Genomic DNA, 19,670 nt, shown 5'->3' on the forward strand with positions numbered 1-19,670 from the left:
TGCGCACCTTCGACAAATCGCCCCATCTGCGCCTCTCATTCCAGCAGGTTGATTCAGTCTAGGCGATCATTAGAGTTTTTACACAGCCTCGGCCATTTTCAGTCACTCGACTCTAGTCCCGGAATCGCTAACAATCGGCTGCACCGGGTTCAGATTCCATCCGCACCGCAATTGGCCCGGCCGGTAGCTGCTTCTACAAGGGAAAATATATGGCTAGAAGAGATGGTGTATCGCAGGCAGCTCGTTTGCTACCGGTCATAGCGGGTTTCGTGGTGATATGCGCAGCGATCGTGGCGATCCGCGGCGACGGATTCGAAAGAGTTTGTGGCACGGCAGTGGCGATAGGCTCCGCCCTTATGCTCAGCGGTTACCTGATGTCCCGCTTCGGAAGTGACAACCGTGGGCGAGACTGAAATTCGCCGCAGCGACAATACTCGATAAGCTGGAGCCCATTCAGGGCCGGTGCACACAGGTCGTCGTCCGGCTGGGTGCGGCCAAGAAGAAACCTTTGACCTTGCCATGCAGATCGTTGCCAATCGGTGGCGGAGGGAATGTGAGGCTGATAGCCACATGCCCAAGAGACTTAAGCAGTTACAGCATTCGATAGAAAAACACAAACAGGCAGATCGCCAGAGCAGTCCAGAACACAGCCGACGCATATAGTCCGAATGTGCTTGTACAGAACGTACGCTTCCACCAGGAATTCAACACCTCGAGCGCTCCGCCCCACAACAGGAATGCGACCAGTGTTACGGCCAACGTGTAGACATTTATCTTGCCGGAATCATGATACTGAAGCGCCATGAATATCAACGCAGCGGGAATTGACCACATTAATGTGCGCTTTAAGAATACAGCAGGCATTAAATCTTCCTTCTATTGTGGAATCGGGTCAGATTGTAAGGACCTAAACCCGATGGTCAAATAGGTCAGGCTACTAGAAAGCTAAAGGTGGCAGCATCTGAGTCAATCGAGCACGGCAACGCGGCTCGCTCAGAAGTCCTTGGAGAGATGGGCAACGAGCCAGGATTTTGAACGACGGGTACGTTTTCGTAAAGGCTCGGTCGCGCAGATCCTATTGTTGGTCCCGACGAAGTCAGAGTGTAGCTCTGTCGCGTGCTTCGGCCCATGTAGTGTATAGCGTATAGGCCAGAGGTAGTACGGCAAGAAACTCGAAAATCCAAAGCACATCCCAGTGAGGGAATTTGATAACCCCGGCGGTACAGGCAATCAACGCCGCACTTTGAGTGACGGCCGACAATTTTTGGCGAATATTCATCTGGCCTCCAGAGGCATGAGCTGAAACCACTCACGTTCACACATTAATGATGCGCATCAGACTAGCACACCAATTTCGCACGCAATCACGTCGCGGACGTGTGTAAATGGTTTGCGTGCTGTCGTCCACCAGCATCCGAGATGCGAAGCAGATATCTGATTCGCATCGAACCACAACAGTCGGCCAACAGCGGCAGGTCGAGATAGACTCCAGTATTTCAGTCGAATCGAGCAAAGAATGGATGCTTCTTCAATGGAATCCACAGTTACCTTGCGTCAAGCCTACATGGTCATGTTCGAGTTTCTGCGACGAGAGTGGCGACGGCGCGATAAGCCGGATGCAATGGGTGCACTCCTCGGCAATCTTGCTCTATGGGACGACTCAAATGGGAACGGAACGCCGATCGACGCGGCTGTATTTCCGGCATGGCTGGAGTGCGCAAACAACGTCTTGGAGCACGAACGCGGGGGCCCAGGCTATGCAGGGGCCGACATAAGACTGACATAGCTCTTACCTCGAACGTCTCCTATCGAGAAAGCTGAAGGGCTCTGGTGGGTTGGTGCATGCCTCTCGCATACGTGTTGAGATCAGCCATCGGTCGAGGTCTGCGTCGGACCGGCTGCGGCCAGTCAGGGCCATTCGACATAAGCACCTAGATCGTTGACACCCACGTCGGGGTTACCCGTCACAACTACCGTGACAGTGGTAATAAAAAATTCTCAAGGGAACACTTTTTCATGAAGGTTAATAGGCTGGCCTTGGCAGCTTTGACTCTGTTGATTGCCAAATCTGCGTATCCACAGTTGCGTGAGGACTTCCCGCTTCCACCGTCGCCCTGCGATTCCGACTACTTGGAGGCAGCTAAAAATAAATACATCAAGCTGCTCGATGTAACCGATGAAGTCGTGCCGACGGTTTCTCCTGCTCAGATCGCCGAGTTTGAAGAGACGCGAAGCCAGATCAATCAATACTGTCATCTAGCTCCGATGGGCTTGCCACTTGAAATAGGTTGCGATACGCACGAACACTTTGTGCAGTATCAACCACTGTGGCAAAAGCTGACCGACGATACGGGATATATGGCGTGGACAATCCACAAGGAGGTCGCATTCCAGCGTAGCGTTCCTGCAACGTTCGACAGGTTCACTCACACGGACAATATCGACGCGCTCTTCAACTACATCGAGGGCGATATATGGCTTCTCGATCAGCTCGGGGGATACTACGGCACCCTGAAGAGGTTGCAGGTAGGACAGCCGAAGCTTGCAGAGACGTTCTTGGCCGATATGAAACACGTCTCTGCAGCTCAGGACGCAAGACAAAGCCTGTTTGACGTCTTGAAGTGCACTGCGCTCAAGAATCACATGTCCTCAAAAAATAGTGGCTGACAGAGTGTAGCCACCGCCGCCCAGCACGCTGGAACGACGGCGACGCCTGATGGCGTCGGAGCATGGTCGCGTCCGTGGTCCTTTACCCACTGCGAGTAGAAAGCTCAAGCTTGCAGGGATACTCGAGAGATGAACGGCCGCCTTGGGGTAGCTTGAACGGCCGAAGTGGGTCGCGTGCTGCCGATCGCCACCGTGCGAGATTCGGGTGGTCTATGCGGTTTGCATGAGACGGTGATCGGCCAAGAGCGGCCTTTCGGTTGCGCTTTCTGCTGGATGTTCAGACGTCGGCACCGCCCCCGCAACTCGACATCCGAATATCAGTAGCTAAACCCGAAATCGCGAGATGTTCCAAGCTCGACGCGATAGGACGTTTCAGCTTTGCATCGTCGCATCGGCGGCGCTGAGTCGTCGTCGATCGAACTGCGGAAGCCTTTCGGACGACTTTGCACCGAACTGCTCCGGAAAATCATTAAACATACAAAACGCACCATTATGCAAATAATGATGCAAAATAGTGGCTGCCTTAAACATAACTGTCGCGGAAGATAACAAGCCGCACATCGTGCATGTTGAAGGAGAATCCGCTTCGTTACCAGAGACAAGACCAGCGTTTGGCGACGTGACCTCACATTCGGCTGACCGAGTGAACGCGCTAGAGCGGAGCTAGGGCGTGAAGGTGCTAGCACCAACGCCCCACTTCGAGAATGCATTATCGAAATGTCGACCCACTGGAGACATTGTGATTGAATTAGCTTACACCGAAAAAAGAATAGCTCAGTGCGTGCAGTACCGAGACTTGATAAAAGACAAAAGTCTCTTGGATTACAAAAATAGACAAAAGGCTGCACATAATGCACTAGCGAAGATCAATGCCAACACTCTTTTTCATCAAGAGTTGACGCACATTACCGTGCGGGGAAAGTCCGCCTATAAATTTAAAGATATAGAACAAGATCTGGTGTCACGATTAATCGCAAAAAATATCCACGTGAACTATCGAATTCGTCAGCAAAATCGCGATTCATTGATTAAAAACCTGGTCGGCACGCTGAAGGAAGGTGCGCCGTACAACGTCTTCCGGTTTGATATCGAAACGTTTTATGAAAAAATCGATCGAGAAAAGCTTCTGGTGCAATTACTAAATGACGGCTTATGCTCTCGATTAACTGTGTCGCTCATATTCGAACATTTCACGCAATTAAAAAAACAAAATATCCACGGATTGCCGCGTGGTTTAGGCATAAGCGCCACTCTTTCGGAGTTTGCACTTCACGGATTTGACAGAGCGATAAGGGAAGAGTCCGAGATTTTTTTCTACGGTAGATTCGTTGACGATATCGTATTGGTGACCTCGCCGGATTTTAAAAAGGCTGACGCGGTTGCGCTATTGGACAAAAATATATTTTCCGGCCTTCAAATTCACAAGAAAGGAAAAAAGATCTCTGACTTGCATGCTCCGAAAGCGGTCGACAGCAAGAATCATGTAATATCGAAGCACCATGACTTTGAATACTTGGGCTACCAGTTTCGAGTGTTTGAAAAAAATCGCCCTCGCGACAGCATTCTAGGCATTTCGAAGCGACACGTGGAAATTGACATTTGCTCAGATAAAGTTGAAAAAATATCGAGCAGATTGATTAGCTCGTTCACGAGCTATTTAGGTGGCGCTGGAGACGCACGTTCTTTTTCTCTACTTGAAAATAGAGTTAAAGCGTTGACAGGGAATTTCGTAATTCACGATCCCGTAACGAGCATCAGTATAAAAACGGGGATTTATTATAACTATCACGAAAAAAATGTCAGAGATAATTGCTCTCTTATAATATTAGATGCGTTACTGAGGGGCCTACTGTTCTCCAGCACTCACAAACTTTCCCAGCGAATTCAAAGCAAACTGGATTTATCCAAGCGGCGAAAATTGGTGGGCTACACATTCGCAAGCGGATTCTACAAACGTCGTCTGCATCGTTTTACTAACGAAGAGCTTAAAAAGCTGAAAGAGGTGTGGAAAAAATGACGAAAGTACGACGTCTAGTTGCGAAGGAAGATTACGCGAGAGTGTTGCTGACCGAAACATCGTCATTCGACGTGCCTGTCACTTTTTCTAATGTTGGGTTTTATTGGCATTGGAAAAAACACGAAGAAGGAAAAAGCTTTTTCCCGGAAATAATGGATTTTCTTTTCAATGAACAGGATTTAACCGAGTACACAATTCCGTTGCCATATAAGATGCGTAAAGATAGCGAGTCCTATCGCTCTTTGGCATTGATCCATCCGGGCACGCAGATAAAGTTTGTTAAATTTTATAAAACATTCGATCAGCAAATCTTGCTGTCATGCAAAGAAAGCCCGTTTAGCATAAGATGTCCCGACGCGGTTGCAAGTAAATATTATGCGAAAAACGAAGAAGAAAATCGATATAAATATCGATCAGAATCTGTCACGACCCGGCAGGCCGAGGCAAAGAGCAGATACTTGACTTCGTATTTCTCGTACCGAGGTTATACGAGACTGCACCATTTTTTTGATTCGACCGAATTTTTGGCGCTGGAGCGTAAGTATTCTTCGTTTTGGTCAATCGATATCGCTCGTTGTTTCGATAGCATTTATACCCATTCGGTAACGTGGGCACTAAAAACAAAGGCGTATTCAAAATATAACGCGAACGTCAAAAATACGTTTGGATCTATTTTCGACTCACTTATGCAGCGATCAAATTACAACGAGACCGCTGGCATTATCATTGGACCAGAAACAAGTCGAATATTTTCCGAAATAATTTTCCAGACAATTGATAGAAATATTTTATCGGATTTAAAGAAAAAAGGCTTGGAAAATAACGTCGATTATACGATTCGGCGTTACGTCGACGATATTTTTATTTTTTCGACGTCGGAAGAAATTTCTAATGAAATTCTTAAGACGACAGACACTTGCCTTAAAGCTTATAAGCTTAACTTAAACGCTGGCAAGACTGTCAAAGCCGCGAGACCATTCATTACGGAAAAAAGCCGGGCCCTACAGTTGGCCAAAAAAAGTTTTAGCGCCCTCGTCGGCCGCCTAACCGGCGAGAAAGACTCGTCATGCGTAGATCTTTCAATGCCGCCTAAGAAAATATTCAACCGACGCCGACTTATTGTCGCGTTCTTGACCGAGGTGAAGTCAGCATGTATCGGATCTGCAGCGGCCTACGAAATGGTCTCGGGTTATATGATTTCAGCGCTATCAAACCTGTTGATCTCTTTTGTAGAAGGAAATCGACAATATCAGTTTGCGGAAGATGAATCTAAATCCAATCACGTAAATTTTTTTCTTATCGTTGTTGAATTGATTTTCCATTTCTACACGATTAGCCCAAGCCAAAATGGGTCAGTAAAGATATGCATTATTGCTGATTTGGCCTGCGGATATGCCGACAATAAAATGGAAGAAAATTCCAATGAAATAAAAAGTTTGATTTACACACTTGCCAATTCATTTTTTGAAAGCAGTGGATTCAGAAAAATTTCGAAGGACAATTCTGATTTCGCGCTCCTAGAAGCTCTTAATATTCTCACAGCTTTAAAATTGCTAGGGCGTCAGTATCTTGTTTCTCGATCTGTACTTCAAAAAATCGTCGATTTGTCGGATGATCGAAAGATGTCGTATTTCGAAATTACGTCTTTGTTATTTTATATTGGTGATGACCTTGAAAAATCATACAAAAAAATAAAAGAAAGGGTGCTGAAGGAGGTTGATTCTATTTTATCAAATCTCTCTGATTTGAGAATTAATTCGGAAAAAATATACTTGTTACTTGACATACTCGCATGCCCGTTTGTAGACGACGCGAAACGAAAGGAATTGACGCTTCGACTACTTAAGTTGGTTAGAGGGAAAGTGCCAAGTAACCATGAAGTTTTAGAAAAACAGAAACAACTTGCCAAATACCGCTGGTTCACGTCGTGGAATCGTGCAGAATTGCTCTCAACACTTGAAAAGAAGGCATTGCTTAGAACCTACTAGAACATTATCATTTGCACGTGGGATGCACCGGCAGGTTTTACGGGGCCGAGCATGAAGGCCTCCGGCTACTCTCAATGGGGTGTTGTTTGTTCAAACGGAGAGAGATCATCAGTTCATCGGTGGCGTGGAAGCGGATGTACCAACACCAGCTCATCGGTGGCGTGAAAGCGCACACACTATACCGGCCGGGCGTCCTACACCTCTCGAACCGACGACGCAGGCAACAAGTTTTTGCCAACAATGCGATAGAAGATGCTTTTTTCGAAGATTTTTTCGGGGTGGTCCCTCCCGACTTTTTATATTGTATCGGCGGCACTTCTATCACGGCCTCGATCATGACATCGTGAAACGATGTCGTTAATTGACAGGTGACCATCGCGCGGTCACCTATGGACCCGACGACGTATGGTTGACACTCGATTGACCGTACAAAAGGGTTTAGCGAAATCGCTAAGCGCTTTAGTTCTTTGCTGTAGCGTGAGTGACTCGAACACTTGACCTACGGGTTAAGAGTCTGGGTGAACGGCCGTTATGGCTCGGGAACGCCCGTTGACGGGAAGTTAGCTCGACGGGCCGCTCCGGGTCGATATGGTGCGGTCGCTGTCGGCCCGGGTTCGGCCAGCAACGGTCATTGCGCTGACCAACGGCTTCGTCATGCTGACGTCTCTTCTTGCCTGGAAGCAGCACGCTTATTTTGACAACCGATGCGGCGCCCCCGCCGCTCCATAGCTTCACAAAGCACATCATTCGACTCTCGGGCGAGCCCTTTATCGGATCGCCGGTCGATGCTCCCGAAATGCGGCTGCAAGCGTACGCAAGGCCTCGCGCGACTTCGTATCCGAGAGACTGGAATGCAGCACAATTTCCGACGGAGGAAGCGCAGGCAGGCCCAGCAGCGCGCCGATTTCGATGAGACCGAGCGGCGCGACCCGATGCGCGAACGCTCCAACGGCCAGGCCGGCCGATACGGCAGCAGTAACGGCTGTTGTACCCCCACCGATGAACACATCGGCCCAGGCAATCCCCGCTGCGTCCAACCTGCGCGTCGCCACGTTACGTACTCCACATGATGCTGAGAGCGACGCGAGCCGCAGCGGCCCCCCTTCGCGATGCACGAAGCCGGGCGATGCAAACCAGCCCAGCGGCTCCAGCGCGAGCATTTCCCCGTTGCGGCGGTCGTCCTCGCGACGCAGGATCGCAGCGTCGAGCTTGCCGAGTTCGAACGCGTCGAGCAGTTCGCGGGACGATTCGATCTGTACTTCGATCAGCAAGGCGGGATCGTAGGCGTGTAGCCGCGTGAGCAGGACCGGCAGGTCAGGACCCGCAATATGGTCGCTAATACCGAGCGCAAGGCGCCGCGTGGTACCGGATAGTTCCGCGAGTGCGCGCTCATGGGCCGCGACGAACTCGCGCGCAGCATCCAGAAACGAGGCTCCGCGCGCGGACAGCCGCACCAGCCGCGGCGTACGTTCGATGAGCTTGTGCCCGAGCCGGTCCTCCAGCCGCTTCAGCTTCATGCTGATCGCAGCCTGTGTCGTGTCCATTGCCTCTGCTGCGCGCGTGAAGCTCTGGAAGTCCGCGACGAGCGTGAAGGCACGCACCGCGTCGACATCGAGTGTTGTCATGTTTGCCATCTCTAAACGTTATCACTGATATATTCACTCATCTCGTTTAGTTATGTCCAGTGGTGTCGCATAGTGCTCTTCACCGACCGCGGACCGGGTCAATCCTCGCGCCCGATCGCCATTCGACGAACGGTGACACCCATGAGCACACTCGACAAAGCGCGCGCGCATTCTTCGCACGACATGAACACAGTTGACCCACGGCGCTGGCTCGCGCTGCCCGTTCTGTTAACGGGGGCGTTCCTGCCGATCCTTGACTTCAACGTTGTCAACCTGGCACTTCCTTCAATCAGGCAGAGTCTCGGCGCCACGTCTGGCGAGATCGAATTCATCATCTCGGCGTATGCGGCAACCTACGCAGTTTTCCTCATCACCGGCGGGCGGCTCGGAGATCTGTTTGGCCGCAAGCGCATGTTCGTGACTGGCGTTGCCGGCTTCACACTCGCGTCGGCATTGTGCGGACTCGCGCCGTCCGCTGCCGCACTCGTGGCGGCGCGCATCCTGCAGGGCCTGACCGCGACCGTCATGGCGCCTCAGGTGCTCGCCTCCATCCGCGTATTGTTTCCCCCCGCGGAACAGGGGCGCGCGCTCGCACTCTATGGCGCCACGTTCGGCCTCGGGAACATCTGCGGCCAGGTGCTGGGCGGCGCGCTCGTATCGTTGCGTCCCTTGGGATTCACCTGGCAGGCGATCTTCCTGATCAACGTGCCTATCGGTCTCGTGGCGTTTGTAGGCGGTCTGGCATTTCTGCGTGACTCGCGGGCGGAGCACGCGCAACGTCTCGACATTGGCGGCGTAGTGCTGCTCTCGGTTGCCCTGGGTCTGCTGGTCTACCCGCTCGTAGAAGGACGGGAAACCGGCTGGCCGATGTGGATCATCGCGATGCTCGTCGCAGCGCCGTTTGCTTTCGCGCTTTTCGTACGCTTCGAAACGCGCCTGGCTGCGAAGGGCGGTTCGCCGCTTGTCGAATTCGCGCTCTTCCGCGAAGCGGGCTTCGCGGTCGGCGTCGCCATGGCATTTGCGTTGTATACGCTCTCGTCGTTCTACCTGACCTTCTCCGTGTACCTGCAAGGAGGGCTGCATCTCTCGCCGCTGCAAGCAGGGTTGGCGACGTTGCCGTACGCCGTTGCCTATTTCCTCGCGTCCCTGGCCTCCGCTCAGGTCATGGCGCGGCTCGGCAAGTTCGCACTGACGGTCGGTTTCGCCCTGCAGGTGGTCGGCTTCAGTGTTGCGCTCCTTGCGGTGGCGGGAACGCTGGCGGGCGGCCTTGATATCGGTCTCGCGATTGCAGGGCTGGGGTTTGGCACCGTCATGCCGTCGGTCATCAAGGCGGTGATCGGCGGAGTCGCGCCGACGCATGCAGGCCTTGCTTCTGGAATTGTCATCTCGACATTTCAGATCGCCTCGGCGCTTGGTGTTGCGGTCATGGGCGGCGTGTTTTATGCCCAACTGGGTGCTGGCCGCGGAGCAGCTGCGTTCGGTCACGCATTTGCCGTCGCGCTCGGCTGCAACGTGGTGTTGCTGGCAGTCGGCGGAGTGCTTTCGTTATTCCTGCCCGATCAGCGGCACGCGCTCGCAAAAACGACTTCTACCGGAGCAAGCCGCGGCTAAGTTCGGCCGTTTTGGTTTTATCGGCTACGAACCCTCACCACGTTTTCCACATACCTACCAATTCCGAACAAAGATGAACGACCGCTGTATTTTGAAAGCGGTCTTGTTGCCGAGCTCGATTAAACGGCCGCTCAGGGTCATGTGCTGGCGAACCGCCAATTCACGCTTCTGAATACCATGATCGGGAACCCCTAAAAACACCGTGAACGGCCATTACGGTTGACAACGCGATGCCAGTTTGTATCGGTTGTTCAACATGTTGTCTCACCTTGGGAATGAAGGTGACCTCATCAGGCAAAATCTGTGGCGCATAGATGAGTTCTCGTCCGTATCTTCTCATTTGACGCATGTTGCGAATGTCTCCTTTCGTACAATGCTAAGGTTTCCTGAGGGTCGATTACAGGCGTCGCCGTTCGGCCCAGAAGTAGCACAGCCACGATGACGCACGGAGCCGTGAATGTGTTTGTGGAGAAGATGGGGACCGCCGCCCACTCTGAGAAGCCGGTATATTGCGATGCGAGACATCCCTCCCAGAGATAGATAAAGGCTTATATGCTCGACGGCGTATCCCTCGACCAGCTCAGAACATTCATCGCCGCGGTGGACGAAGGAAGCTTCTCCGCGGCGGCTCGACGCCTGAACCGCGTGCAGTCCGCAGTCAGCGGCTGGGTGAGTGCTTTGGAGGAGCAGATCGGCATCACACTATTCGACAGGTCAGGGCGTTTCCCAAAACTAACGCCTGAAGGCGTGCTCCTTCTTGCGGATGCGCGGGCCATCGTGTCGGGTGTCGACACCCTCAAAGCTCGGGCAAAGCTCATGGCCTCGGGGGTCGAGGCCGAGCTCTCCGTGGTGTTCGATGTCTTCTTTCCCACTGCCGTCATCAGCGAGGCAGCCAGAGCGTTCGCCAAACGCTTCCCGTTGACGCCGTTACGGATCTTCGTGGAGGGTTTGGGTGCTGGGTATCAGCCGGTACTGGAGGGGCGCTGCACGTTGGGAATCCTCGCCTCACTCCCAATGGACTTCCCGTCGCTGGCTGTCGACCGCCTCGGCACCGTCCCGTTGGTGATGGTTGCTGCGCGTGGCCACCCGCTTGCAAACTTCGAGGGCCATATCCCCAGGAAGGAACTCTCCAGGCACGTGCAACTGGTCTTGACCGATCGTTCACAGCTGCTCGCTGGCCGCGACTACGGGGTCCTATCGTCTACGACTTGGCGCCTGGCCGATCTGTCCACGAAATATGCGTTGCTCAAGGACTGTGTCGGCTGGGGAGGGATGCCTCTTCACATGGTGGAGAAAGACATCGCCTCCGGTGACCTGGTCGCACTTGACGTCGATGGTGTCCCGCGCGCTGGAGCCATGCTGACCATTTCTGCCGTCTACCCAGCCGCAGCGCCTCCTGGTCCCGCCGGTCGCTGGCTCGTTGAGCATCTGAAAGACTGGTCGAGCGCAAAAGAGTCGCCTTAACCCGCAAAACTCTAGCGCCAGGCAGCGGCCTTAACCGAAAGTCATTCGACCTCGCGAGCCAGAAGGTAGATCACAAAGCCCGTCTTGCCGGGACTTGTTAGGGCTTCACAAACCGATAGGCGAAGCGATCGGTCTCACCCTTGATCGCGGGGTCGAACACCTTGCTCGAGTGCGGATCGTCCTTGTTGGCGAGAACGGTGCTTTCCGCGTCCAGTATGAAGCCCACCGCTTCCACCTCCTCGCGCACGGACGCAGGGTCAATCCGATGCAGCGACTGGGCGTTGCTCGTACCCACCCCGGCGGCGGTGGCGTGATCGACGATGACATAGTACCCACCGGACTTCAGTCGCTCGTAGACGGCTCGGTTGAACTCCGCCGCCGTCGCGCCTTTGGCCTGCATAAGCGCAGTGTGGAGGTCGTGGTAGAACAGGTGCAGCCACAGGACATCAGCCGATCGAGTGGCCTGCGGCATCGCCACGAGGTCCGTCGAAACGACCTCGACGTTCTCTCGGCCCGGCTCCTTCGCAAGCGTCCGCATGAGGCCGACCGGATCGTTCTTGAAGTGGGCAACTTCGGCCGGCACGAAACTGTAGACCCGTCCTTCGGGTCCCACAACGTCTGAAAAGAGACGGGTCCAGTTGCCGTCGCCCGGGTAAACGTCGATGACGGTGGCGCCCGCATCGACGCGTGAGAAACGGATCAACTCCGCCAGCTTGGATTGGTCGTACATGGGATCTCCTTCACGGTAGAGAATTCGACGAGCGTATGACGTGCAAGGCATCGGTCCACGGCTCATTCGCCATAGACCGCGAAGAATGCCGCTAAGGCCGGCGCCTGCGCGTCAATGTACTCCGGGATGTTCTTCTCGGCGCAGTCCAGCCACAGGACCGCGTCGGGTCAGCCCTGCGCCATGCCCCCATCGACGGGAAGATCGATACCGGTGATGTAAGAACTTTCATCAGAGGCGAGGAACGTGACTGCTGCGGCGATTTCCTCGGGCATGCCCCTGCGGCCCATTGGGATCTGCGTGGTGAACTGTGCGACTGCTTGCTCGGCCTGTTCAGCGGTAAGGCCCGTCGTAGTCGCCAAGGCCGGGGTATCGATTGCTCCGGGGCTCATACAATTCACGCGGATCTTGCGGTCTTTCAACTCCAAGGCCCAACCGCGCGCGAAGTTGCGCACAGCCGCCTTACTCGCGGCGTAAGCAGTAAATCCTGGAAGCCCGAGTACGTTCGAGACCGAAGAGTTCAGGATAATCGAACCGCCGTCTTTGAGGAGGGGAAGGGCCTTCTGCACCGTAAAGAACATTCCCTTCACGTTCACGTCGAAGGTCTGGTCAAAATGGGCCTCGCTAGCTACCGCGAGCGGTGCGATTGTCCCCGCGCCCGCGTTCGCAAAGAGAATGTCGATGTGACCATGCTTCTCTTTCACGACAGCAAAGAGGCGATCCAGATCTTCCAGGCGCGACACATCGCCCACGACCGTCGTAACGTTTTTCTTAATGAGCGTGGCGGCCTCTTTCAGCTCTTTCTCTCGGCGCCCATTGATTACGACATGCGCGCCTTCATCCACGAAGCGCTTCGCTGTGGCCAAGCCAATCCCACTGCTTCCGCCCGTGACGACTGCAATCTTGCCTTCCAGGTTTTTCATGATCTTTCATCCTTTCGTAATTGAAAAGCGGGGCGCCGCGATTGGCGGAGCCGAAGCCCAGCAACGGGACGACGACCCAAGCTCCCCGCTAGAAGCGCGAGAGCTTGCAGATCGGCCCGCTGGTCGAACACGAATGGTAGGAGCGCACCTGTCTCCTGAGAAGACGACAAATCGAGATGCAATCCATCTCTTCCGTAGATGGACGCCACTTACGGGCCCGATAAACTTCATGCGCTGACTGTGACGGCGGCTCCGCGGACGGGACCGCAACGAACTGCAAGTGATCTCTCTCGCGTTGTCGACGGCAAGGATAGTTTGTTTGGAACAGTCCCATGGCCGTCTGCTTCAAGGACGTCCAACTGACCGGTTCGGTCCGCGGGCTGCCGATCGCAGTCAGGCAGTAGCCGGCCAGAGACGGAGCTTTGCAACGGCCTCGGAAATTGCTTGTAAGCGGGCAATTCCATTCATATGAGATCGATTGATCTGGTTAAAGATTGCGAGTAGTGTCGATAGAATCGGAGAACGCAAAGCCGGAGCCGGAATGCGGGAATGAGCGTCATCTAGGCGCTCGACTCAGTTTCAGGCCACGCGGCGTATTTGTGTTGGAAGGGTGGGCGCTATGACACAAGAGCGACAGAACTGCACCGGTCCGCAGCTAGGAACGTGGAAGCTACAATCCTTCACGACTGAAGACCTGGACACAGGCGAGAAGACCGATTTGTTCGGCGCTCACCCAAGCGGTTATCTCAGCTATGGTCCCGACGGCCGGATGTACGCAATTCTGGTCAAGGAAGGGCGAAAGGCGCCAGCCGATTTGGTTCCGACCGACGCCGAGCGCGTCGATCTCTACGGCGGGTTTAGCTCATACGCGGGGACCTACAGCATAGAGGGCGACAGGATTAGTCATCATGTTGATGCATCATGGAATCAGTTCTGGACAGGGACGACCCAGGTGCGTCAGTTCAGCATCGAAGGCAAGTACTTGTACATCAAAACGCTGCCCGCCAGGAATCCAGTAACTGGCAAGGGAAGCATTTCCGTGTTGGTATGGGTCAAGGTCGACTAGAGTTGATCTGCGGCGTGCGTTCTAAACGCACGCTCAACACAGACGAGGGCAACTCCGAATCTGCTTCACTGTTCGCCTGCCTGAATGCTCGATACCCATCAGGGGGATGAGCAGGCGTACATGAATAGCAGATGCCGGTGTATCGGACTTGCGATCGGACGGGCGCAAGGCGGTAATCCTCGCGCCCGTATGGACATCAGTTGTGCGGAATACCCATCTTCTCCATCGTCAGGGTTTCGTCGGCGCGTCCCCAACCACCGTCGGCGACCTCGTCCACGAGAACCATCGAGTAAGGACGGACGCCCTCACCGAAGTATTCGACGAACATGGCCGTCGTGCGGTGGATGATTTCTTCTTTTTTCGCGGCATCGAGCGTGCCCTCGGGAAACTTGTAATTGGCAAATGGCATGAAAGACTCCTTTATTGAGGACTGAAAACGAGGTGCCGGCTTTCGGCACCTGGGCATTGCGAAGGCGATTCGCAAACCTGGTGTTACCGGGCGCGACGCAGGGGCGCCCGGCTCTAGAGCAGCGGCTCGTCGCCGCGCCGAATCCGCCTGACGCGCCGGTGATGAGGATGACTGACGACATGCGACGCCTACATCAGGAAAAGGTGATGGGACGGCCTTCGCGCGGGGCTCAGGCGAATCCGCCATTGGCGCGCAGGACCTGACCGTTGATCCAGCCGCCCTCGGAGCCGACGAGATACGACACGGCGTATGCGATGTCTTCGGGCTGTCCGAGGCGTTCGAGCGGCGCCTGATTGGCGATCTGGGCGATCAACGCTTCAGACTTGCCGGCAAGGAAGAGCTCGGTGGCAACTGGGCCGGGCGCGACAGCATTCACGGTGATGCCGCGTCCGCGCAACTCGTTGGCGAAGACGCGCACGAGGCCCTCGACGGCGGCTTTGCTGGCGATATACGGGCCGTAGCCGGGAAAATTCTTCGCAATGACACTCGACGACAGCGCGACGAAGCGGCCGCCGTCGGGAAGTACTTGCGCGGCCTGGGACATCATCAGGAACGTGCCGCGCAGATTCACGGCGATCATGGCGTCGAAGGCGGGCAGGTTGCCATCCGCGATCGTGCCGAGCGACATCACACCGGCACTGTTGACCACTACGTCGATGCGCCCGAACGCGTGTCGGGCGTCGGCAAAGATTCGCTCGACGTCCTGCGAGGTGCCGACGTCCCCGCGCGACGCAATGGCCATGCCGCTGGCAGCGCGGATGGTCTCCACCGTGTCCTGTGCGGCGGCTTCATTGCCGGCGTAATTGACGACGACGGCCAGGCCATCCTGTGCAAGGCGCAAGGCGATCGCGCGCCCGATACCGCGTGACCCGCCGGTCACGATGGCCACGCGTGAAGAACCAGTTTCCATTTTTGCTCCTTTGCAGAGTGACTCTCAGGTGGTCGACTGCCTTGAGAGCGATTATTCCCGCACAGAGTGCCTGGATAAATGGTGGTAAATTGCCATGACTATTCAATGGGAATAACTAATCGAGATCGGCGGATATGGATCGCTTTGACACGCTGCAGTTGTTCGTCCGGATTGTCGAGCAGGGCAGTTTCACCAAAGGCGCGAGCATGGTGGACATCCCGCGCGCGACCGCGACGTATGCCATCAAGGCACTCGAGGCGCGGCTCGGGACTCGGTTACTCGAACGAACGACGCGGCACGTGCGGCCGACACTCGACGGCCAGGCTTTTTACGAGCGCTGCGTGCGGATCCTGAGCGAGGTCGATGATGCGGAGTCGTCGTTCTCGCATCAGACCAGCAACCCGCGTGGCGTGTTGAGGCTGGACCTGCATGGCACGCACGCCACACGCATCGTGTTGCCGCGCATCGACGAGTTTCGTGCGCGCTATCCGGGTATCGAACTGGTGGTGAGTAGCGGCGATCGCCTCGTCGACCTCGTGCGCGAAGGTGTCGATTGCGTGGTCCGTGGGGGGCGCCCGCGCGACTCGTCGCTGATCGCACGGCCTGTGGCCGTCGTACCGCAGGTCATTTGCGCGAGCCCCGCCTATCTGGCGCGATTGGGTGCGCCCTCGACACCGGCTGACCTGGCCTCGCACGAAGCTGTTGGCTTCTTTTCCCAGACGAGTGAGTCCTCCTATGCGATCGAACTGCGCATCGAGCGGAAGATCACTGAATTCAAGCTGGGTAATTGGATCTCGGTGTGCGACGCTGAGAATTATGTTGTCTGTGCGTTGCGCGGAGCGGGTCTGATTCAGTTGCCCCGCTTCCACGTGGAGGACGAGCTTGCCGATGGCCGCCTCGTCGAGGTCCTGAAGGAGTGGGAGAGTCCGGGCCTACCCATCAATATTCTCTATCCCCAGCACCGGCAGCTCGCTCCGAGGGTCCGTGCTTTCGTGGATTGGGCGAGTCAGGTGTACGCGGCGAAATTCGGCGGTGACAGCGGGTTGGATGCAAGAGTGCTATAGACCTTCACGAAAGAGTGTGAATGGCGGAAGGCCGAGGAGCCATCGACCGGCATGCGTTAAGGCGGTGAAATGGGCGAGTAACCGTGAATCCATGGTTTTGCCATACATTGGACGACCGTCTATTTCCAGAGTCCTTCATGGCTTTCGAAGCACCATTTACGCGTCGCCGGTTCCTGTCGGCGACGCTCGTCGTCGGCACCGCGTTGCCGTTGCAGAAGGCAGCATGGGGCGCGCAAACCGATCCCGCGCTATGCAAGCTGAGTCCCGAACAGGAGGTCGGTCCGTACTATCTCGACGACGAGCTCCTGCGTAGCGACATCACGGATGGCCGGCCCGGTGTCCCGCTGATTCTTGATATCGAGGTGATGGACGCGCGCCGCTGCGTGCCGCTGGTGGACGCGATTATCGACGTTTGGCAATGCGACGCGTTGGGCGTCTATTCGGGTTTCACGAAGAACGCCCCTCCGCCGGAACCGCCGCCGGGCACATGGCAGGGCGGCCCGGGAGGGCCCGGCGGTCCCGGTGGGCAGAGGCCCGACGGACCGCCGCCGGGCGGCCAACCGCCGGACCAGCCGCCCAGAGGACGGGGCCATCCGCCGGGGCCGCCGCCGAAAATGCAGCCGAGCGACCATCTGACCTTCCTGCGCGGCATCCAGCGCACCAGTCGCGATGGCCTCGTGACCTTCCAGACAATCGTGCCCGGTGTGTACGAAGGGCGCACGAACCACATTCATTTCAAGGTTCGCGGCACGGGCTCGACACATGCGGCCAGTCACGTGTCGCACGTTGGGCAAATCTTCTTTCCCGAGAAGTTGATGGTACAACTAATGGATCTTGCACCGTACCGCGATCACCGCACTCTCCGCACGACGCAGAACGACGATCCCGTGTTCTCGAGGCAGCAGGGCCTGACGTCGATTGCGCGCGTCGCGCCGCTATATGGCAATGACCCCGCGAAGGGACTGCGCGCACGGATCGTCGCAGCGGTCGATCCTGATGCCACGCCCGTGCCCGTCGACAACAAAGTCGACTTCAAGACGGTGCCTGCCGGGTCGATCCGCGAGTGATCGAACGTGGACCAAACGATGCCGAGTTGAGGCGCACGCTTTTCCGTGCCCGCTAGCACGCCGCCATATTCACAGCGCCGCAACGCAATCAATTTCGATGTCGAAATGTCCGGGCCACGCCGGCACGTTAACGAAAATCCGTGCCGGCGGCTGCGCGCCGAAGAACTGCGCATAGATTTCGTTGACGACCGGAAACATCGCCACGGAGGTGCAGTAGACGTTGCACTTCAGCACCTGATCGAGCGACGACCCCGCCGTCTCTACACACAGCTTCAGTTGCTCCAGCACGCGCCGGGTTTGCTCCTCGATTGGTGCGTCCAGCACTTCGCCGGTCTGCGGATCGAACGGCGGGAAACCGGACACGTAGATCGTGTCGCCGTGCCGCGTGACGGCCGATGTCGGCGCCTTCCAGCGTTCGAGCCAACTGGACAGCGGTTCCACGCGGATGATTTCGCGGGCCATAATGTTCTCCTTGAAAAATGGATTGATGTTGAGCGAATCTCAAGCACCGTCGCGAAACTGCGCGTTGAGCTGCGCGCCTGACGCGGCATCGGTGAATCCGTCGAAGCGTCCGTTCGCGAGCGACTGCGCGGCGCGCATGAAGCCGCCCCACGCAGCCCGCGCCAGCGCGCCGCCGACACTGACACGCCGCACGCCGAGCGCGCCCAGCTCCTGCAGCGTAAATGCGGATTGCGAGCCGATCAGCACATTCACGGGCTTGGGCGCCACCGCGGCAACGACAGCTTCGATCTGTTCGCGCGTCTGGATGCCGGGCGCGTACAGACAATCAGCGCCGGCTGCCGCGTAGGCCTTGAGCCGTGTCAGCGTATCGTCCATATCCGGCACACCGACGAAGAAGTTTTCCGCGCGGCCGATCAGCAACGTGTCGCCGCCGCTCTCGTCGATTGCCTGGCGTGCCGCTTTGAGCCGCGCAACTGCGATATCGACCGGAAACAGCGGGCTTGCGGCATCGCCGGTGGAGTCTTCGATCGACAGACCCGCGACCCCTGTTTCAACCGCCAGCTTGACACTTTCAGCGACGTCGGCTGGATCTGCACCGAAGCCGTTTTCGAAGTCGGCATTCACGGGCAGGTCTGTTGCTGCGACCATCTCGCGCAGATGCGCGAGGATGATCTCGCGTGTTACGTGATTGTCCGCGCGACCGGTTGACCACGCGAAGCCGGAGCTGGTGGTCGCGATGGCCTGGAAACCCAGACTTGCGAGGTAGCGGGCACTCCCTACATCCCAGGGATTCGGCAGCATGAAGCAGCCTGATTCATGCAGCGTGCGGAACGCGGCGCGCTTTTCGGTGACGGTGCGTGACATAACGGACTCCTGACAAGGAAGGGAACCCGTGTGGGCTCCCGAACGCTCTCGGCTTTAGCCAATTTCCGTTTCGACGACCGGAAAATCGATTTCGGTGTCGAACGCGTTGTTGACGAAGTTCGTCAACAGGAACTGTGCGCTGAGTGCGATGATTTCGACGATATTGGCATCGGTGAAGCCCGCCGCGCGTACCGCCTGCAGATCATCTTCGCTGACTTTGCCGTGCGTTTCCATCAGCTTCTTCGCGAACGTCACGGCCGCCGCCGTCTTCGGTGCGCCGGATTGGCCGGCGCGATTGAGCCGGATTTCGTCGTCGTCGATGTTCGCCAGGGTACTCGCCACGTGGGAGTGCGCCGACAGGCAGTATTGGCAACCGTTCACCTGCGAAACTGCGAGCGCGATACCGTCGCGCAGCTTCGTGTCGAGCGTCTTCGCGAGTGCCCCTTGCAGTCCGGCCCATCCGTTCAGCGCGTTCGGGCTCAGCGCCATGATGCGGAAGAGATTGGGTGTCATCTTCAGTTGCTTCGTTATGGCGTCGACAACGGGGCGCGACGCGGCGGGAATCTGTTCGTCGGTGGGAAGCGCAATGCGGGTCATGATGGTTCTCCTGATGATCGAAAGAGGGAAGCGGGTCTGCGTCCAACGCGTCTGTGTTGGCGTTTGCATTGATAGAAAGTCTAGAGGCACATGCCGTGCAAAAAGTCCGGCAAACCACCGCGAAAGTCCGCTTGTGCGGATCGATGCGG

Annotated in this window: 18 protein-coding genes; 8 read left to right on the forward strand and 10 right to left on the reverse strand. The window is 56.1% G+C overall.

Features of this window, described 5'->3' with window-relative positions; all coding sequences use genetic code 11:
• Positions 1-591: 591 nt before the first annotated feature.
• Complete coding sequence (locus P3T17_RS32015; protein WP_429410727.1) at positions 592-864, reverse strand: hypothetical protein; 273 nt, start codon at positions 862-864, stop codon at positions 592-594.
• Positions 865-1,096: 232 nt separating this feature from the next.
• Positions 1,097-1,279 carry a hypothetical protein gene (locus P3T17_RS32020; protein WP_429410729.1) on the reverse strand — a complete coding sequence of 61 codons (183 nt, stop codon included), beginning with the start codon at positions 1,277-1,279 and terminating at the stop codon, positions 1,097-1,099.
• Between the two features lie 737 nt (positions 1,280-2,016).
• Between P3T17_RS32020 and P3T17_RS32025 the strand changes: the two genes are divergently transcribed.
• The 3 genes from P3T17_RS32025 (at position 2,017) to drt3b (ending at position 6,672) form a co-directional block, all read left to right on the forward strand.
• Entirely contained in the window at positions 2,017-2,667 is a 651-nt protein-coding gene (locus P3T17_RS32025) for a hypothetical protein (protein WP_429410731.1), read from the forward strand.
• A 670-nt stretch (positions 2,668-3,337) separates the two neighbouring features.
• Positions 3,338-4,684 carry an antiviral reverse transcriptase Drt3a gene (gene drt3a / locus P3T17_RS32030; RefSeq protein ID WP_429410733.1) on the forward strand — a complete coding sequence of 449 codons (1,347 nt, stop codon included), beginning with the start codon at positions 3,338-3,340 and terminating at the stop codon, positions 4,682-4,684.
• On the forward strand, positions 4,681-6,672 hold the full coding sequence (gene drt3b, locus P3T17_RS32035; protein WP_429410735.1) for an antiviral reverse transcriptase Drt3b: 1,992 nt from the start codon (positions 4,681-4,683) through the stop codon (positions 6,670-6,672). Before drt3a ends, drt3b begins: the two co-directional genes overlap by 4 nt.
• A 767-nt stretch (positions 6,673-7,439) precedes the next feature.
• Here the strand turns inward: drt3b and P3T17_RS32040 are convergent.
• Complete coding sequence (locus tag P3T17_RS32040; RefSeq protein ID WP_429410737.1) at positions 7,440-8,297, reverse strand: LysR family transcriptional regulator; 858 nt, start codon at positions 8,295-8,297, stop codon at positions 7,440-7,442.
• 141 nt (positions 8,298-8,438) lie between these two features.
• Between P3T17_RS32040 and P3T17_RS32045 the strand changes: the two genes are divergently transcribed.
• Complete coding sequence (locus P3T17_RS32045) at positions 8,439-9,908, forward strand: MFS transporter (protein WP_429410739.1); 1,470 nt, start codon at positions 8,439-8,441, stop codon at positions 9,906-9,908.
• A 552-nt stretch (positions 9,909-10,460) separates the two neighbouring features.
• On the forward strand, positions 10,461-11,372 hold the full coding sequence (locus P3T17_RS32050) for a LysR family transcriptional regulator (RefSeq protein ID WP_429410741.1): 912 nt from the start codon (positions 10,461-10,463) through the stop codon (positions 11,370-11,372).
• A gap of 97 nt (positions 11,373-11,469) precedes the next feature.
• On the opposite strand, the gene P3T17_RS32055 is transcribed toward P3T17_RS32050, so the two are convergent.
• Both P3T17_RS32055 and P3T17_RS32060 read right to left on the reverse strand, forming a co-directional pair.
• The gene (locus P3T17_RS32055) at positions 11,470-12,102 is read right to left on the reverse strand and encodes a class I SAM-dependent methyltransferase (protein WP_429410743.1); all 633 of its coding nucleotides are present in this window, start codon (positions 12,100-12,102) and stop codon (positions 11,470-11,472) included.
• 167 nt (positions 12,103-12,269) lie between these two features.
• Positions 12,270-13,022, reverse strand: a complete 753-nt coding sequence (locus P3T17_RS32060) for an SDR family NAD(P)-dependent oxidoreductase (protein ID WP_429410745.1) — start codon at positions 13,020-13,022, stop codon at positions 12,270-12,272.
• A gap of 619 nt (positions 13,023-13,641) precedes the next feature.
• Here P3T17_RS32060 and P3T17_RS32065 point away from each other — a divergent pair.
• Entirely contained in the window at positions 13,642-14,088 is a 447-nt protein-coding gene (locus P3T17_RS32065; RefSeq protein WP_429289079.1) for a lipocalin-like domain-containing protein, read from the forward strand.
• 196 nt (positions 14,089-14,284) lie between these two features.
• On the opposite strand, the gene P3T17_RS32070 is transcribed toward P3T17_RS32065, so the two are convergent.
• Positions 14,285-14,497: a tautomerase family protein gene (locus P3T17_RS32070; protein ID WP_074268588.1), complete on the reverse strand. Its 213-nt coding sequence runs from the start codon at positions 14,495-14,497 to the stop codon at positions 14,285-14,287.
• A gap of 229 nt (positions 14,498-14,726) precedes the next feature.
• Complete coding sequence (locus P3T17_RS32075; protein ID WP_429410747.1) at positions 14,727-15,467, reverse strand: SDR family oxidoreductase; 741 nt, start codon at positions 15,465-15,467, stop codon at positions 14,727-14,729.
• Between the two features lie 134 nt (positions 15,468-15,601).
• On the opposite strand from P3T17_RS32075, the gene P3T17_RS32080 reads away from it, so the two are divergent.
• Positions 15,602-16,531 (forward strand): LysR family transcriptional regulator, encoded by a 930-nt coding sequence (locus P3T17_RS32080; protein ID WP_429410749.1) that lies wholly within the window; start codon positions 15,602-15,604, stop codon positions 16,529-16,531.
• A 137-nt stretch (positions 16,532-16,668) separates the two neighbouring features.
• Complete coding sequence (locus P3T17_RS32085) at positions 16,669-17,598, forward strand: intradiol ring-cleavage dioxygenase (protein WP_429410751.1); 930 nt, start codon at positions 16,669-16,671, stop codon at positions 17,596-17,598.
• 69 nt (positions 17,599-17,667) lie between these two features.
• On the opposite strand, the gene P3T17_RS32090 is transcribed toward P3T17_RS32085, so the two are convergent.
• From P3T17_RS32090 to P3T17_RS32100, 3 genes are read right to left on the reverse strand one after another with little or no spacing between them, the layout of a single operon-like run.
• The gene (locus tag P3T17_RS32090; RefSeq protein WP_429410753.1) at positions 17,668-18,060 is read right to left on the reverse strand and encodes a RidA family protein; all 393 of its coding nucleotides are present in this window, start codon (positions 18,058-18,060) and stop codon (positions 17,668-17,670) included.
• Positions 18,061-18,099: 39 nt separating this feature from the next.
• On the reverse strand, positions 18,100-18,924 hold the full coding sequence (locus P3T17_RS32095; RefSeq protein WP_429410755.1) for an isocitrate lyase/PEP mutase family protein: 825 nt from the start codon (positions 18,922-18,924) through the stop codon (positions 18,100-18,102).
• Positions 18,925-18,978: 54 nt separating this feature from the next.
• Positions 18,979-19,521: a carboxymuconolactone decarboxylase family protein gene (locus P3T17_RS32100; RefSeq protein ID WP_429410757.1), complete on the reverse strand. Its 543-nt coding sequence runs from the start codon at positions 19,519-19,521 to the stop codon at positions 18,979-18,981.
• Positions 19,522-19,670 lie beyond the last annotated feature (149 nt).

It is taken from the genome of Paraburkholderia sp. GAS82 (genome assembly GCF_050436285.1).
Taxonomy (GTDB): Bacteria; Pseudomonadota; Gammaproteobacteria; order Burkholderiales; family Burkholderiaceae; genus Paraburkholderia; species Paraburkholderia phenazinium_B.